18 protein-coding genes, 1 tRNA gene and 1 other annotated feature are annotated in these 14,877 nt (G+C 30.7%); of the genes, 1 reads left to right on the plus strand and 18 read right to left on the minus strand.

Annotated features, from left to right (window positions below):
• Positions 1-218 precede the first annotated feature (218 nt).
• The 17 genes from rplL to H9660_RS04100 all read right to left on the minus strand — a co-directional run bounded on the left by rplL (position 219) and on the right by H9660_RS04100 (position 13,147).
• A complete protein-coding gene (rplL, locus tag H9660_RS04020) occupies positions 219-584 on the minus strand; it encodes a 50S ribosomal protein L7/L12 (protein WP_191748794.1) in 366 nt (121 codons plus the stop codon).
• Positions 585-616: 32 nt separating this feature from the next.
• Positions 617-1,120 carry a 50S ribosomal protein L10 gene (rplJ, locus tag H9660_RS04025; RefSeq protein ID WP_191748796.1) on the minus strand — a complete coding sequence of 168 codons (504 nt, stop codon included), beginning with the start codon at positions 1,118-1,120 and terminating at the stop codon, positions 617-619.
• 37 nt (positions 1,121-1,157) lie between these two features.
• Positions 1,158-1,288 (minus strand) — a sequence feature (ribosomal protein L10 leader region).
• Positions 1,289-1,330: 42 nt separating this feature from the next.
• Positions 1,331-2,020: a 50S ribosomal protein L1 gene (rplA, locus tag H9660_RS04030; RefSeq protein WP_191748798.1), complete on the minus strand. Its 690-nt coding sequence runs from the start codon at positions 2,018-2,020 to the stop codon at positions 1,331-1,333.
• A 52-nt stretch (positions 2,021-2,072) separates the two neighbouring features.
• Positions 2,073-2,498, minus strand: a complete 426-nt coding sequence (gene rplK, locus H9660_RS04035; protein ID WP_066889822.1) for a 50S ribosomal protein L11 — start codon at positions 2,496-2,498, stop codon at positions 2,073-2,075.
• Positions 2,499-2,568: 70 nt separating this feature from the next.
• Positions 2,569-3,090: a transcription termination/antitermination protein NusG gene (gene nusG, locus H9660_RS04040; protein WP_191748800.1), complete on the minus strand. Its 522-nt coding sequence runs from the start codon at positions 3,088-3,090 to the stop codon at positions 2,569-2,571.
• 33 nt (positions 3,091-3,123) lie between these two features.
• Entirely contained in the window at positions 3,124-3,357 is a 234-nt protein-coding gene (gene secE, locus H9660_RS04045) for a preprotein translocase subunit SecE (protein ID WP_191748802.1), read from the minus strand.
• A gap of 51 nt (positions 3,358-3,408) precedes the next feature.
• Positions 3,409-3,558 (minus strand): 50S ribosomal protein L33, encoded by a 150-nt coding sequence (rpmG, locus tag H9660_RS04050; RefSeq protein WP_066889817.1) that lies wholly within the window; start codon positions 3,556-3,558, stop codon positions 3,409-3,411.
• 174 nt (positions 3,559-3,732) lie between these two features.
• The gene (gene tuf / locus H9660_RS04055; protein WP_191748784.1) at positions 3,733-4,926 is read right to left on the minus strand and encodes an elongation factor Tu; all 1,194 of its coding nucleotides are present in this window, start codon (positions 4,924-4,926) and stop codon (positions 3,733-3,735) included.
• 137 nt (positions 4,927-5,063) lie between these two features.
• Positions 5,064-5,139, minus strand: a tRNA-Thr gene (locus H9660_RS04060).
• Between the two features lie 88 nt (positions 5,140-5,227).
• The gene (gene sigH, locus H9660_RS04065) at positions 5,228-5,872 is read right to left on the minus strand and encodes an RNA polymerase sporulation sigma factor SigH (RefSeq protein WP_191748804.1); all 645 of its coding nucleotides are present in this window, start codon (positions 5,870-5,872) and stop codon (positions 5,228-5,230) included.
• A gap of 28 nt (positions 5,873-5,900) precedes the next feature.
• Positions 5,901-6,416 (minus strand): NYN domain-containing protein, encoded by a 516-nt coding sequence (locus H9660_RS04070; RefSeq protein ID WP_191748806.1) that lies wholly within the window; start codon positions 6,414-6,416, stop codon positions 5,901-5,903.
• A 21-nt stretch (positions 6,417-6,437) separates the two neighbouring features.
• A complete protein-coding gene (rlmB, locus tag H9660_RS04075; protein ID WP_243190593.1) occupies positions 6,438-7,331 on the minus strand; it encodes a 23S rRNA (guanosine(2251)-2'-O)-methyltransferase RlmB in 894 nt (297 codons plus the stop codon).
• A gap of 39 nt (positions 7,332-7,370) precedes the next feature.
• Positions 7,371-7,787, minus strand: coding sequence for a Mini-ribonuclease 3 (locus H9660_RS04080; RefSeq protein ID WP_191748808.1), 417 nt, complete (start codon positions 7,785-7,787; stop codon positions 7,371-7,373).
• Positions 7,788-7,831: 44 nt separating this feature from the next.
• The gene (cysS, locus tag H9660_RS04085) at positions 7,832-9,232 is read right to left on the minus strand and encodes a cysteine--tRNA ligase (RefSeq protein WP_191748810.1); all 1,401 of its coding nucleotides are present in this window, start codon (positions 9,230-9,232) and stop codon (positions 7,832-7,834) included.
• 11 nt (positions 9,233-9,243) lie between these two features.
• Positions 9,244-10,956 (minus strand): proline--tRNA ligase, encoded by a 1,713-nt coding sequence (locus H9660_RS04090; protein WP_191748812.1) that lies wholly within the window; start codon positions 10,954-10,956, stop codon positions 9,244-9,246.
• A 416-nt stretch (positions 10,957-11,372) separates the two neighbouring features.
• Positions 11,373-12,041 (minus strand): 2-C-methyl-D-erythritol 4-phosphate cytidylyltransferase, encoded by a 669-nt coding sequence (gene ispD / locus H9660_RS04095; protein ID WP_191748814.1) that lies wholly within the window; start codon positions 12,039-12,041, stop codon positions 11,373-11,375.
• A gap of 11 nt (positions 12,042-12,052) precedes the next feature.
• Positions 12,053-13,147, minus strand: a complete 1,095-nt coding sequence (locus H9660_RS04100; protein ID WP_191748816.1) for a PIN/TRAM domain-containing protein — start codon at positions 13,145-13,147, stop codon at positions 12,053-12,055.
• 201 nt (positions 13,148-13,348) lie between these two features.
• Here H9660_RS04100 and H9660_RS04105 point away from each other — a divergent pair, with 201 nt between their 5' ends.
• Positions 13,349-13,738, plus strand: a complete 390-nt coding sequence (locus H9660_RS04105; protein WP_191748818.1) for a nucleoside triphosphate pyrophosphohydrolase family protein — start codon at positions 13,349-13,351, stop codon at positions 13,736-13,738.
• A 66-nt stretch (positions 13,739-13,804) separates the two neighbouring features.
• On the opposite strand, the gene disA is transcribed toward H9660_RS04105, so the two are convergent.
• Positions 13,805-14,869, minus strand: a complete 1,065-nt coding sequence (gene disA, locus H9660_RS04110; RefSeq protein WP_191748820.1) for a DNA integrity scanning diadenylate cyclase DisA — start codon at positions 14,867-14,869, stop codon at positions 13,805-13,807.
• Positions 14,870-14,877 lie beyond the last annotated feature (8 nt).

Here is a 14,877-nt window from a genome sequence, read left to right on the forward strand (position 1 = left end):
TACCATCCCATAATGAATAGTACATTTAATGATACTATCATAATCTTCTTTCAAAGTCAATTATTTTATTATATAACTTATGTTAATCTAAAATAATTAAAGTTTCAATATTATTATATAAAACTATATAAAGTATCCCAGGAATTTGATATTTTATATAGTTTTATTTATGCAATTAAAAAGGTGCCATTACAGCACCTTTTATATTTTAAAGTTAATTACTTAACTTCTACTTCAGCTCCAACTTCAGCTAATTTAGCTTTCATGTCTTCAGCTTCTTCTTTTGAAACGCCTTCTTTAAGTGTTTTAGGAGCTCCGTCAACTATTTCTTTAGCTTCCTTTAATCCTAATCCAGTTAATTCTCTAACTACTTTGATTACTTTGATTTTGTTAGCACCAGCGTTAGCTAATACTACATCAAATTCAGTTTTTTCTTCTGCAGCAGCAGCACCTGCAACCGCACCAGCAACTGCTACTGGAGCAGCAGCACTTACACCAAATTCTTCTTCACAAGCTGTAACTAGCTCGTTTAATTCTAAAACAGTCATTTCTTTTATAGCTTGAATTATATCTTCTCTTGTCATTTTAATTGCACCTCCAAAATTTTTATCAGTTATTATTCAGCTGATTCTGATTCTTTTTTCTCTTTAATTGCATTTAATAAATATGCAAGGTTTGATAATGGAGCTTTGAAGCTTCCAAGAAGTTTTGCAATAAGAACTTCTTTTGATGGTATTGTAGCAAGCTTTTCAACTTGATCTTTATCATATATAACCTTATCTACCATACCAGCTTTTAATTCTAGTTTCTTGTGATCCTTAGCGAAAGTATGTAATACTCTTGCTGGAGCAGTAGCATCTTCATAACCAAATGCTATAGAAACTGGTCCTTCTAAATACTTATCAAGACCTTCAATTCCTAATTCATTAGCAGCTAAAACTACTAGGTTGTTTTTATAAACCTTGTATTCAACACCTGCTTCTCTTAGGCTTTTTCTTAAAGCTGTATCTTCTTCAACTGTTAAACCTTGATAGTTTGCTAGAACAACTCCTTGAGCTTTTTCTAACTTTTCTTTAATTTCCGCTACCTTAGCTTCTTTGATTTGTCTATTCTTATTCATTACTGTGTGTCCACCTCCTCACAGCTTTCAACTGCAATTTTATATTAAGAAAGGCCTTCCCATAGACATAGGAAGACCAATAAATAATTACTTACCTTGGTATTCCTCGGTAGGCAATTATTTAAACCTTTCGGCACCTACTGTCTTTGGAATTAGTATTCTTTTTTTCAACATTAAAGATTATATTATACGATCTTTAATTTGTCAATACTAATCTAAAACTTTTGTTGGGTTAACTTTAGCTCCAGGTCCCATTGTGCTTGAAACAGATACAGATTTAACGTATTGTCCCTTAGCAGCTGCTGGTTTTGCTTTTATTAAAGCATCCATTAAAGCGTGGAAGTTTTGTTGTAGTTTTTCTACTCCAAAAGATTTCTTTCCGATTGGGCAGTGAACTATAGCAGTTTTATCAACTCTATATTCAACTTTACCTGCTTTGATATCAGCTATTGCTTTAGCAACATCAAATGTTACAGTTCCTGATTTTGGGTTTGGCATTAATCCCTTAGGTCCTAAAACTCTACCAATTCTACCAACAACACCCATCATGTCTGGTGTAGCTACAACTACATCATAGTCAAACCAGTTTTCACTTTGGATCTTTTGAACTAATTCTTCAGCTCCAACGAAATCTGCACCTGCTTCTTGAGCTTCTTTAGCTTTTTCACCCTTAGCAAATACTAAAACTCTAACTGTTCTACCAGTTCCATTTGGAAGAACAACAGCTCCTCTAACTTGTTGGTCAGCATGTCTTGGGTCTACCCCTAATCTAACGTGTAGTTCTATAGTTTCATCAAACTTTGCTTTAGCAGTTTTAACAGCTAAATCTAAAGCTTCAGAAGGAGTGTATAATGCACTCTTATCTATTAATTTTGCACTTTCAATATAATTCTTTCCCATAATTTGCCTCCTTTGTGGTATTAGCGGTTTTTACCTCCCACTTTTTTACGAATTACTCTTCTACAGTTACTCCCATACTTCTTGCAGTACCTTCGATCATGCTCATAGCTGTTTCGATAGTAGCTGCATTTAAGTCAGGCATCTTTAACTCAGCAATTTTTCTTACTTGATCCTTTGTTAACTTACCAACTTTAGTTCTGTTTGGAACTCCTGAACCACTTTCGATTCCTAATTCCTTCTTAATAAGAACTGCTGCTGGTGGAGTTTTTAGTATAAAACTAAAAGATCTATCTTGGTAAACTGTTATAACTACTGGTATTATTAATCCAGCTTGATTAGCAGTCTTTGCATTGAACTCCTTACAGAATCCCATAATATTAACACCATGTTGACCTAATGCTGGTCCTACTGGTGGTGCTGGTGTTGCCTTACCTGCAGGAAGTTGAAGTTTAATCATCCCTGTTACTTTCTTAGCCATGTTAATATTCCTCCTATACTGTGGTAATACGGACTTCTGTCCTCCCACTTAATTAAAACATTAGCTTATATTAAACTAATTTTTCAACTTGTGTAAATTCTAGTTCAGCTAGAGTTTCTCTACCGAACATATCAATTAACGCTTTAATTTTACGTTTTTCTAAGTTTATCTCTTGTATTATAGCCACAAATTCTCTTAGTGGTCCTGAGATAACTCTTACGCTTTCCCCTACTTCTAAATCAATTTCTACTGGAGCTTCTTTAACTCCCATAGACTCAATTTCTTCATCCGTTAGGGGTACTGGTTTAGAAGCTGGGCCAACAAAACCTGTTACACCCCTTGTGTTTCTAACCACATACCATGACTCATCAGTCATTAGCATTTTTACTAACACATATCCAGGAAACTTCTTTTTAAGAGAAATCTTTTGTTTCCCATCTTTTTCTTCTACAACTTCTTCCATAGGCACTTGAATGTCTTGTAATAAGTTTTGAAGATTTCTATTTTCAATGGTCTTTTCAAGATTTGCTTTAACTTTGTTTTCGTAGCCTGAGTATGTGTGTACAACATACCATCTTGCTTTTTCGCTCATATTTTCTTATAGGCTTAAAGCCTAAACCTCCTTTTATTTAAGTTTTAAAAAGAATTTAAAGAGGTTTTGAAAAATATAATCTAACCCACCTACTAATACAATATATATTAGTACAACTACGCCAACTGCAATTAACGCCTTTTTAGTTTCATTTTTAGAAGGCCAAGTTATTCTTTTAACCTCTGCCTTAACCCCTCTAAAAAAATTGAATAATCCACCATTATCTGATGTTTTTTTAGTTAAATTTACATTTTCCTTAACAGCCATTACTTCACATCCTTATTTTTTGTGAGTATATGTCAACACTATATCGGCTAATTATTTAGTTTCTTTATGAAGTGTATGTTTCTTACAGAATTTGCAGTATTTATGCATTTCTAATCTGTCTGGGTTATTCTTCTTGTTTTTCATTGAATTGTAATTTCTTTGCTTACACTCTGTGCATGCTAAAGTTACCTTTACTCTCACAGTCTGCACCTCCAGTTTACCGTAAATAATATAAAACTATGCTACTTTATGTTAATTTGTTATCGTTAATTACTTAAACACATTATCATAAAACAGTTATTATGTCAATATATAAGCCTTGTAAAGGACTAGGTAATGAAACCCAGTCCAATACAAGTGTTTTATTGCTTAATATTAGTCGATTATGCTTGTAACAACTCCTGAACCTACAGTTCTTCCACCTTCTCTGATCGCGAATCTTAATCCTTCGTCCATTGCTACTCTAGTGATTAATTCAACGTTCATATCGATGTGGTCTCCTGGCATAACCATTTCCATTCCTTCTGGTAATTTGATTGATCCAGTAACGTCTGTTGTTCTGAAGTAGAATTGTGGTCTATATCCATCAAAGAATGGAGTATGTCTTCCACCTTCTTCTTTCTTAAGAACGTAAACTTGACCTACGAATTTTTGGTGTGGCTTAACTGAACCAACTTTTGATAATACTTGACCTCTTTCGATATCTGTTCTTTGAACACCTCTTAATAAAGCTCCGATATTATCTCCAGCTTGCGCTTCGTCTAGTAACTTTCTGAACATTTCTATTCCTGTTACTACTACTTTTCTGCTTTCTTCTTGTAATCCAACGATTTCTACTTCGTCTCCTACGTGAAGAACTCCTCTTTCAACTCTTCCTGTTGCAACTGTTCCTCTACCAGTGATTGTGAATACATCTTCTACTGGCATTAAGAATGGCTTATCTGTTGCTCTTTCTGGAGTTGGAATGTAGCTATCTACTGCTTCCATTAACTCAAGGATTGGAGCGATTGATTTTTCATCTGTTGGGTTTTCTAATGCTACTAAAGCTGAACCCTTAACTATTGGAATATCATCACCTGGGAAGTTGTATTCTGATAATAATTCTCTAACTTCCATTTCTACTAATTCTAATAATTCTTCATCATCTACCATATCTGCTTTGTTTAAGAATACTACTATGTAGTCAACTCCAACTCTTGATGCTAGTAGGATGTGCTCTCTTGTTTGAGGCATTGGACCATCTGCTGCTGAAACAACTAGTATTGCTCCATCCATTTGTGCTGCTCCTGTGATCATGTTCTTAACGTAGTCAGCATGTCCTGGACAGTCAACGTGTGCATAGTGTCTGTTTTCTGTTTCGTATTCAACGTGTGATGTATTGATTGTGATTCCTCTTTCTTTTTCTTCTGGAGCCTTATCAATTTCATCATATTTGAATGATTCTGCTAATCCTCTGTTTGCTAAAACTGTTGTGATTGCAGCTGTTAATGTTGTCTTACCGTGGTCTACGTGACCAATTGTTCCAATGTTTACGTGTGGTTTACTTCTTTCGAATTTTTGCTTTGCCATTGTAAAATCCTCCTTTAATCTTTGTGATAAACTTTGCCTAGCGTTTTCTAGCTTTTTGGTTAATATATTGAGCCCACTACAAAGATTAAAGTAATTTGAAATCACAAAAATCACAATTAGTGAGCGCTCAACTATATTGGAGCTCACGATCGGGATTGAACCGACGACCTCCGCCTTACCAAGGCGACGCTCTGCCTACTGAGCTACGTGAGCATTTCCATCTCATTTTTGTTTATAGTTTAATATACCAATTATAAAGTTTACTATTGTTCAAAAAATTTGTCAATAAAAATTTACTGACTTATTTTTCTGTCCAAAGACATTTTTCAAGCTTCCTCTTAACCCTTTGCAGAGCATTGTCTATAGACTTTGCTTGCCTATCTAAATCACAAGCAATTTCTTGATAGGATTTACCATCTAAATATGATTGTAAAACCTCCATTTCAAGATCAGATAAAACCTTAGCCATTTCGCCTTCTATATGTTTTATTTGTTCTTTCCCTATAAGAAGTTCTTCTGGATCTGTAATTTTTAATTCCGACAATACATCTATTAAAGTTCTATCAGATTCTTCTTCATATATTGGCTTGTTTAAAGATATATAAGTATTTAGGGGGATATGCTTTTGTCTAGTTGCTGTCTTAATAGCAGTTATAATTTGTCTTGTAACACACAATTCTGCAAAAGCTTTAAAACTAGTTAGCTTATCTGCCTTAAAATCTCTAATAGCTTTATATAATCCTATCATTCCTTCTTGGTAAATATCCTCTTTATCTGCACCAATAAGAAAATATGATTTAGCCTTAGCTTTCACAAAATTTTCATACTTTGAAATTAAATATTCTTGAGCTCTACTATTTCCTTTTTTGGCTTCATCTACAATTTCCTCATCTATTTTATTATGAAATTCTATAAATAAGGATTCTTCTATTCTAGTACTTCCCACTATATATCACCCCTTTTAGACTTATATTTTATTTACTTCGCCTTATAGCCTCTAATTTTTTTAAAATATCATCATTAACATTATCTAGTAAGTTATTTTTATGTAACAAATGAGTATTTTTATTAGCTTTTCTTTTTATTCTATTTTCAGTATCAATAACATCATTATAAAATTCAATTGATGATACTCTAACAGCTCCTCTTTGAAAAATAGTTTGTTGCTCAAGCCAATCTGAAGTAACAACATATACTTCAAATCTTCTTCCTAAATTATGAACTTCTTTTTCTATATAAGAATCTGCAGTTTCTCCATCCTTAGTAAAAACTATGCTTATATTATTATTTATATCTTCTTTCTTTTCAATGCTTCTATTTACTTTATGGGCATCAAATACTATTATAACTTTACATCCCTCATAAACGGAATAATTATGTAGACTATCTATCAAACTTTGTCTAGCTCCATCAAAGCTATAATCTTTTTGTTGTTTTAAATTAGGCCAACTATTTATAACATTATACCCATCAACAAATATTATTTTCACATGATACCTCTTACAGCTTAGTTATTTTACTAGCCTTCCTTTTAATATTTCATACATCATTATACCACCTGCAACTGAAGCATTTAAAGAATTTATTCTTCCTACCATAGGTATTTTTACCAGTTTATCGCATTTTTTTAACGTAAGCTTAGATATTCCTCTTCCTTCACTACCTATAACTATAGCACAAGGCCCACTAAAGTTAACTTCATAACTATATTCATCTCCAGCTATATCTGCGCCATATATCCAAAGCCCTTCTTTTTTTAATTCATCTATAGCTGCATTTATATTAGTTACTTTAGCTATTTTCATATGCTCAATTGCACCTACAGAACATTTATAAACAGTTGATGTTATACCAACATTTCTCCTCTTTGGTATTATAATTCCATGAACGCCACATAACTCAGCAGTTCTTATTATAGACCCTAGGTTATGCGGATCTTCAATTTCATCTAATATTACTATAAATGGATCTTCCCCTCTTTTCTTAGCTAAATCTAGCATATGAGGTATCTCGCAGTACTTATATGGAGTAACTTGAGCTATTACTCCTTGATGGTTCACTCCACCACTCATTCCATCTAGTTTTTTTCTGTCTACATCTTTTAAAACTATACCCTTTTCTCTTGCTATATTTATTATAGCTTTTATAGAACCTTCCATATTACCATTTGCAATATATAATGATTCTATTGTTCTATCACTCTTCAAAACTTCCATTACAGCATTTCTACCAACAATTAAATCTTCTCTAATTTCAGTTTCTACTATATCAACATTATTATCCTTATTATCTACACTTCTTCTATTATCTCTTGTAAATTGTTTTTTAGGTCTATTTTGACTATTTTCAAGCATTTGTCTTTCCATTCTTGCTCTCATTCTAGCTTCTCTTGTTCCTTTAGTCATTTTTATCACTCCTTAAATCTATTATATACTTTTATAGGGTTATGTTAAGTATATTTCTGTGGATTTTTCTAATATACTAAACAGTCTTTCCTTATTTCCTATTAAGTATAAATATCCAATTAAAGCTTCAAATCCTGTAGCATTTCTATAATCTACAACACTTGAGTTCTTTGGTACAGTTGCTGATTTTGCATTTCTACCTCTTTTATATATATACATTTCATCTTCTGTTAAATCTTCCTCTATACTATGCATTATAGCAGATTGACTCTTAGCTTTTACATAGCTAATAGCTTTTACATGCATTTTATGAGCAGATAATTGCGTATTATTAGAAAGAATATAGTTTCTTATATATATTTCAAAAACCCCATCGCCTATTAATGCTAACTGCAAAGGATTTAACTGCCTAGCTTCTTCTTTACTAAATTCTCTAATTCTTAAATCCTCTAACATATCCTATCTCCTTTAAATAAAGGCTGCAAACTGCAGCCTTTATATTAATTTATTTTTTTCCATCTAACTCCTTGAGGTGTATCTTCTAAAACAATATTTCTAGCTTTAAGATCATCTCTTATTTTATCAGCTAAAGCAAAATTTCTATCTTTCCTTGCTTGTTGTCTTTCTTCAATTAATCTTTCTATTTCTTCTTCCAAACTACCCTTTGTAGATTTTTGAAGAATTCCTAATGGATTTCCAAGTTCTCTAATTAACTCTAAAGCTTTCTCACAAAGTTCTTTAGATGACTCTATAGATACATTAGTATTAATATCTTTTATTAAATCAAAGATAGCCGTAATAGCATCTGCTGTGTTAAAATCATCATCCATCTTAGCAATATACTTCTCTCTATATTTATCTAAAGATTTTAGATACTCTTCTTCTTGTTCATCCATTTTTTCTTTCTTAACTTCACTTATTAAGTTTTCAAGATTTGAAACTGCATTATACAACCTTTCAACTGATGCTTTCGCAGATTCTAATAAATCATCACTAAAATTTAATTGAACTCTATAATGAGCAGATAGCATTAAAAACCTTATTATATCTGCATCATATTTTTCTAATGCATCTCTAGCAGTTAAGAAATTATTTAAAGACTTAGACATCTTTTGATTATTAACATTTAAATATGCTGAATGCATCCAGTAATTTGCAAAAGGCTTTCCTGTTAATGCTTCACTTTGAGCTATTTCATTTTCATGATGTGGAAAAGCTAAATCCATTCCGCCTGCATGAATATCTATAGTTTCACCTAATAACTTTTTAGCCATACATGAACATTCTATATGCCATCCTGGTCTTCCTAAGCCCCATGGACTTTCCCATGCTGGTTCACCTGGTTTTTGAGATTTCCATAAAGCAAAATCCATTGGATCTTCTTTTCTTTCATCAACATTTATTCTTGCACCAGATTGAAGATCTTCCAAACTTTGCTTAATAAGCTTTCCATACCCATTAAACTTCTTAGTTCTAAAATATACATCTCCATCTACTTCATAAGCATATCCCTTTTCTATTAATCCAGAGACAAATTCTATAATATCTTCTATATATTCAGTTGCTCTAGGATTAGTTGATGCTCTTTTAATGTTTAATCCATCAGCATCCTTATAATATTCATTTATATATCTATCGCCAATATCTGCAACTGTAGTGCCTTCTTCATTAGCTTTTTTAATCATTTTATCATCTATATCAGTAAAATTTTGAATAAATTCAACTTTATACCCCTTATATTCTAAATACCTTCTGATAGTATCAAAAACTATGAAAGTTCTCCCATTCCCTATATGAAAATAATTATAAACTGTAGGTCCACAAACATACATCTTAACTTCTCCTGGAGTAATTGATTTAAATTCCTCCTTTTGTCTTGTTAAGCTATTATAAATTTTCATTTAATTACCTCCTATCTAACAGATAATTTATTTTTATTAAACTCTTCTCTTACTCTATTAACTACTTCTTCTATATTTATATTTTCCATTTCAGCAGTTCTAAGTTTAAATTCTACTTGCCCTTCTGAGATTTTCTTTCCAACTGTAATTCTCATTGGAATACCCATAAGATCTGAATCTTTAAATTTAACTCCTGCTCTTTCATTTCTATCATCTAAAACTACATCTACTCCGATTTCTTTTAATTCTTCATAAATGTTATTAGCAATTCTCATTTGTTCTTCATCTTTTATGTTTACTGGTATAATATTAACATGATATGGTGCTACAGATAAAGGCCAAACTATTCCATTTTCATCATTATGCTGTTCTATAATAGATGCCATAGTTCTAGTTACACCTATTCCATAACATCCCATAACAAAAGGTTGCTCTTTACCATTTTCATCAATGAAATTTGCATTCATCGCTTTAGAATATTTAGTTCCAAGCTTAAATATATGGCCAACTTCAGTTCCTCTTGATATAGTTACTTTTTCTCCACAAACTGGGCACTTTTCACCTTCAGTTATATTTCTATAATCACCAACTACACCTTCGAAATCTCTCCCATAATTTACATTTTCAATATGATATCCTGTTTCATTTGCTCCTACTATAAAATTGTACATATTTACTACTTCTTCATCAACTAATAATGTTTCTACATTTATATTTATAGGGCCTGCAAATCCAACTTGTGCATTAGTAGCCTTTAAAACTTCTTCTGGTGTCGCCATATTTAAATTAACTACTCCACCTAAAGCATTAGATATCTTAACCTCATTTACCTCTCTATCTCCTCTAATCATTACAGCTACAATTTTACCATCTGCATTATAGATTAAAGTTTTAGCAAATTTCTTTTCATCTGTATTAAAGAATTTCACTAACTCTTCAATAGTTCTTATATTTGGAGTTTCAGTCTTAACTAAATCTTTTAATTCTTCTTTTTCAGCTTTTTCAACAGTTGAAGGAGCTTTTTCTATATTAGCTGCATAATCACAAGCTGTACAGAAAACTACATCATCTTCTCCTACTTCTGATTTAACCATAAATTCAGCTGAATTTGAACCTCCAATTGCTCCTGAATCTGCTTCTACACATTTTGCATCTATTCCACATCTATTAAATATCTTTATATAAGCTTCATACATCTTATTATATGATATATCTAATCCATTTTGATCCTTATCAAAGCTATAAGCATCTTTCATTACAAACTCTCTTGATCTCATAACTCCAAATCTTGGTCTTCTTTCGTCTCTGTACTTAGTTTGAATTTGATAAAGATTTACAGGTAATTGTTTATATGACTTAATTTCATTTCTAGCTATATCTGTAAATACTTCTTCGTGAGTAGGTCCTAAACAGAAATCTCTATTATTTCTATCCTTAAGTCTAAACATTTCTTCTCCATAGACATCCCATCTACCTGACTCTTGCCATAGTTCTGCTGGTAAAACTGCTGAAGCTAAAAACTCTTGAGCTCCTGCATTATTCATTTCTTCTCTTACTATATCTTCTACCTTTTTTAAGACTCTTAATCCTAATGGCATATAATTATATATTCCTGATGCCATCTTTCTAATCATTCCAGCTCTTAACATTAATTTATGACTATTAATTTCAGCTTCTGCTGGAACCTCTCTTAATGTTGATATTAACATATTAGACATTTTCATTTTTGCTTCCTCCTATTATTTTATATTTTATTAGAGATACTCTAAAACTTCCTTTTAAATATCTACTTATTTAACAATTTTATTACATATCTTAACTCTTATTAATTATTCCACAAATTTTAAAGTAATATAATTTAATAAAAAATAAAAAAAGCCCGCCCTATTATAATTAGGGCGAACTTATATCGCGGTACCACCTAAATTTGTGCTCTAATAATTTTAACGATATTAAACCGATAGTTTTTACCTACAACTCCAAAGCTGGTTCAAATCCTATTGAAAATCTTACAGCCTATGAATTTTCTCTCTGAAAAGCGGATTCTACTATTCTTCTTCACTGCTTTAAAACTTATTTAATTATAACTTAATTTATTATATATTCTAAAAAATTTTATGTCAATATAATAAGAGCCTTATTAAATAAGTCTTTCTGCAATTAGTAAATCCTCAGGAGTAGTTACTTTAATATTAGTGTAGTCACCTTCATATAAAAACACTTTATTGTTATATGATTCAACAACCATAGTATCATCTGTAACTATTAGCTTATCGTTCTTTACTTTTCTATGACATTCCTTAATTAAACTAAATTTGAAAACTTGTGGAGTTTGAATTGCTATCAAATCCTGTCTATTTGGAGTATCAATAGAAAATCCATTTTTATCTTTTATTTTTATAGTATCCTTAGGTGTTACCCCTGGAGCTGCTGCTCCATAAAGAGAGGCATATTTTATACCTTCATTTATTATTTTTTCAGAAACAAAAGGTCTTGCTCCATCATGTATAAGAACTAGTTCACTATTATCTATTTTTTCTAAAGCATTTAATACTGAATCTTGTCTTTCTTCTCCACCTTCAACTATACAATCTACTTTTAGCGAATACTTATCTATAACATGTGTTTTACAATATTCTATTTCATCTTTTGGTAATACTAAAAAAATCTTATCTATATTTTTACAATTAGAAAACTTCTTTAATGTGTAATATAAAATAGGTTTACCATTAAGCTCTATATACTGTTTGCTAACTTTAGCACCCATTCTTTTTCCTCTGCCACCTGCTAAAATTATAGCACTAATCATATAAACACCTACTATTCATCTTTTGGTTTTGCAAATATCATTCTACCTGCTGCAGTTTGTAATACAGATGTAACTATTACTAAAATTTGTTCACCCATATACCTTCTTCCACCTTCTACAACAATCATGGTCCCATCATCTAAATATCCAATCCCTTGTGTAGCTTCCTTACCATCTTTAACTACTACAACCTTCATTTCTTCACCTGGAAGAACTATTGGTTTAATCGCATTAGCAAGTTCATTTATATTAAGAACTGGTACTCCCTGGAACTCTGCTACCTTATTTAAATTAAAGTCATTAGTTATAACTTTTCCATTTAATTTTTGAGCAAGCTTTAGTAACTTACTATCAACTTCTTGAATTTCAGGAAAATCCCCTTCCCAAATTTGCGTTTCTATATCTAGCTCTTTCTGAATTTTATTTAATATATCAAGCCCTCTTCTTCCTCTATTCCTCTTAAGTGAATCAGCAGAATCAGAAATATGTCGTAATTCATCTAAAACAAAATTAGGAATAACTAAAGGTCCCTCAACAAATCCAGTTTGACAAATATCAAAAATTCTACCATCTATTATTACAGATGTATCTAATACCTTTGATATAGATTTTGTATTTCCCTTACTCTTTTTATCTTTAATATTATTTTTTCTTAAATTTGCTAGAACATTTGATATATCATCCTTCTTTTCAATAAATATACTAGCAAATATTATTGCAAATATTAAATTTAATAATACAAAAAGTATAGGTCCTAAACCAAATAAATTTATACTATTTAATGGTAATCCTATTAAAGAAGTTAGTATTAATGATATTAATGCACCAAATCCTCCATAAATGATTTCAGTTGCAGTAAACTTTTGAATATTTTTTTCTATATATTCAATCACCTTAACAATAGAGTCATAAATACGTGGAGAAATAAAATAAAGAATAATGCCAATTAATAAAGTTATTAAAATACGAAAAGATATAATGCCAATTGCTTTAGATAGAAAAGGTAGTCCACTTAAAACTATTATACTTAATAATATACCACTTAGTATGTAGCCACTTATTAAACCTATTATAGTAAATATAACTCTTATAATCTTTTTTAACATATTTTCACCTCCTATGTAATTTTATAATCTATATTATACCATATTATTTCCATTTTCTTAAGTTAATAAATCTTAAAAACTTATTAATTTAAAATACCCCCTATAAAATACTACCTATTTATTTTATTATAAGCTTAAGTTAATTAATACTTATAGCTATAAACTTTAATAACAGCCATAACATTAAAGGAGTAGATTTCTATGAAAGATATGATATTTGATAGTTTTCAAAATGATGTTAATGAATCTTTACTACGTCATAAAAGTATTCTTGATATAATGACAAAATTAAATGAATCCAATTCTAGAGTTAATAGAGCTTTAGCTAAATCAGTAACTAATTGTGGCTGTATAAAGATAAATGCCAGTAAACAAAATTTATTTGCTGATGAAGCCAAATTAAATTCTTCTCTAAGCACTCATATAGATGGAAAACTTTGTGACAACTGCCGAGAAGTAATAGAAAATGAACTTGGAACTAATATATTTTATCTTACTTCTTTATGCAACTGCTTGGATTTAAATCTATATGATATATTATTAAAAGAAGAAAATAAAATAAACATCTTGGGAAAATATACCCTTAGATAGATCAAAGCAGGTTAATACCTGCTTTTTTATTATTAGCTTTTTTATTATGCTTTATACATATTTTTACTAAATCTCATTTTTTAAGTATATTTGTTCTTTTATTCTCTTTAATCCACTTCTTATAGCTTTAGCTCTAGCTTCACCTATTCCATCTACTTGATCTAATTTTTCTGTATCAGCATCAATTACATATTTAAGTTGTTTGAAGTGTTTAACTAAATTCTCTATTACTGAAACTGGTATTCTTGGTACCTTAAATAATATTCTAAAACCTTTTGGAGAAATTAAAGTGTCCGTTAATGGCATTCCTCCATAACCAAGTAGCTTAGCTATTAAATCTAAATCTACTAACTCTTCCGATGTAACTTTTTGAATTTCATTATATATATCATTGTAATCCATGTCCTCTTTACAATAATCTCTTATTAGCAGTATTCCATCTCTCTCAATGAATCTTATAAGTTCACTAAGTTGCATTGCTATTAATCTACCTTCATTTCCTAATTCAACTATGTATCTTTTAATTTCTTCTACTACTCTCATTACCATTTCTGTTCTTTGAATTGCTGTAACTACATCAAAAATAGTAGTTAAATCTTGAAATTCTAATAAATTTAAGTTATTTATAACTCTATCCAATACTGTTACATACTTTTCTAAGGTTTGTATTGCTTGATTAGCTCTTGCTAATATAACACTACTTTCTTGAAGGACATATTTTAGATCGCCCTTATAAACAGTTATTATATTTCTTCTTTGTGAAATAGCTATAACTATATTTCCTGTTTGCTTAGCTACTCTATTTGCTGTTCTATGCCTAGTACCAGTTTCATATGTAGTAAGGGTATAATCTGGAACCAATTGAGTATTTGCATAAATTATTTTCTTTAAGTCGCTACTTAGAACTATAGCTCCATCCATTTTTGCTAATTCATATACATATGCTGGTGAATAATCTGAGTTAATATTAAATCCACCATCTACTATCTTCATTACATTTTCATCATCACCAATTACTATTAGCCCACCTGTTTTAGCCCTTAATATATTTTCTAATCCTTCTCTAAGAGCCGTTCCTGGACTCATTAACTTTAATATACTCTTTATTTCTTCATCGTCTTTTATCCTCATACACTTCA

The organism is Clostridium gallinarum (assembly GCF_014836325.1).
GTDB classification, from domain to species: domain Bacteria; phylum Bacillota; class Clostridia; order Clostridiales; family Clostridiaceae; genus Clostridium; species Clostridium gallinarum.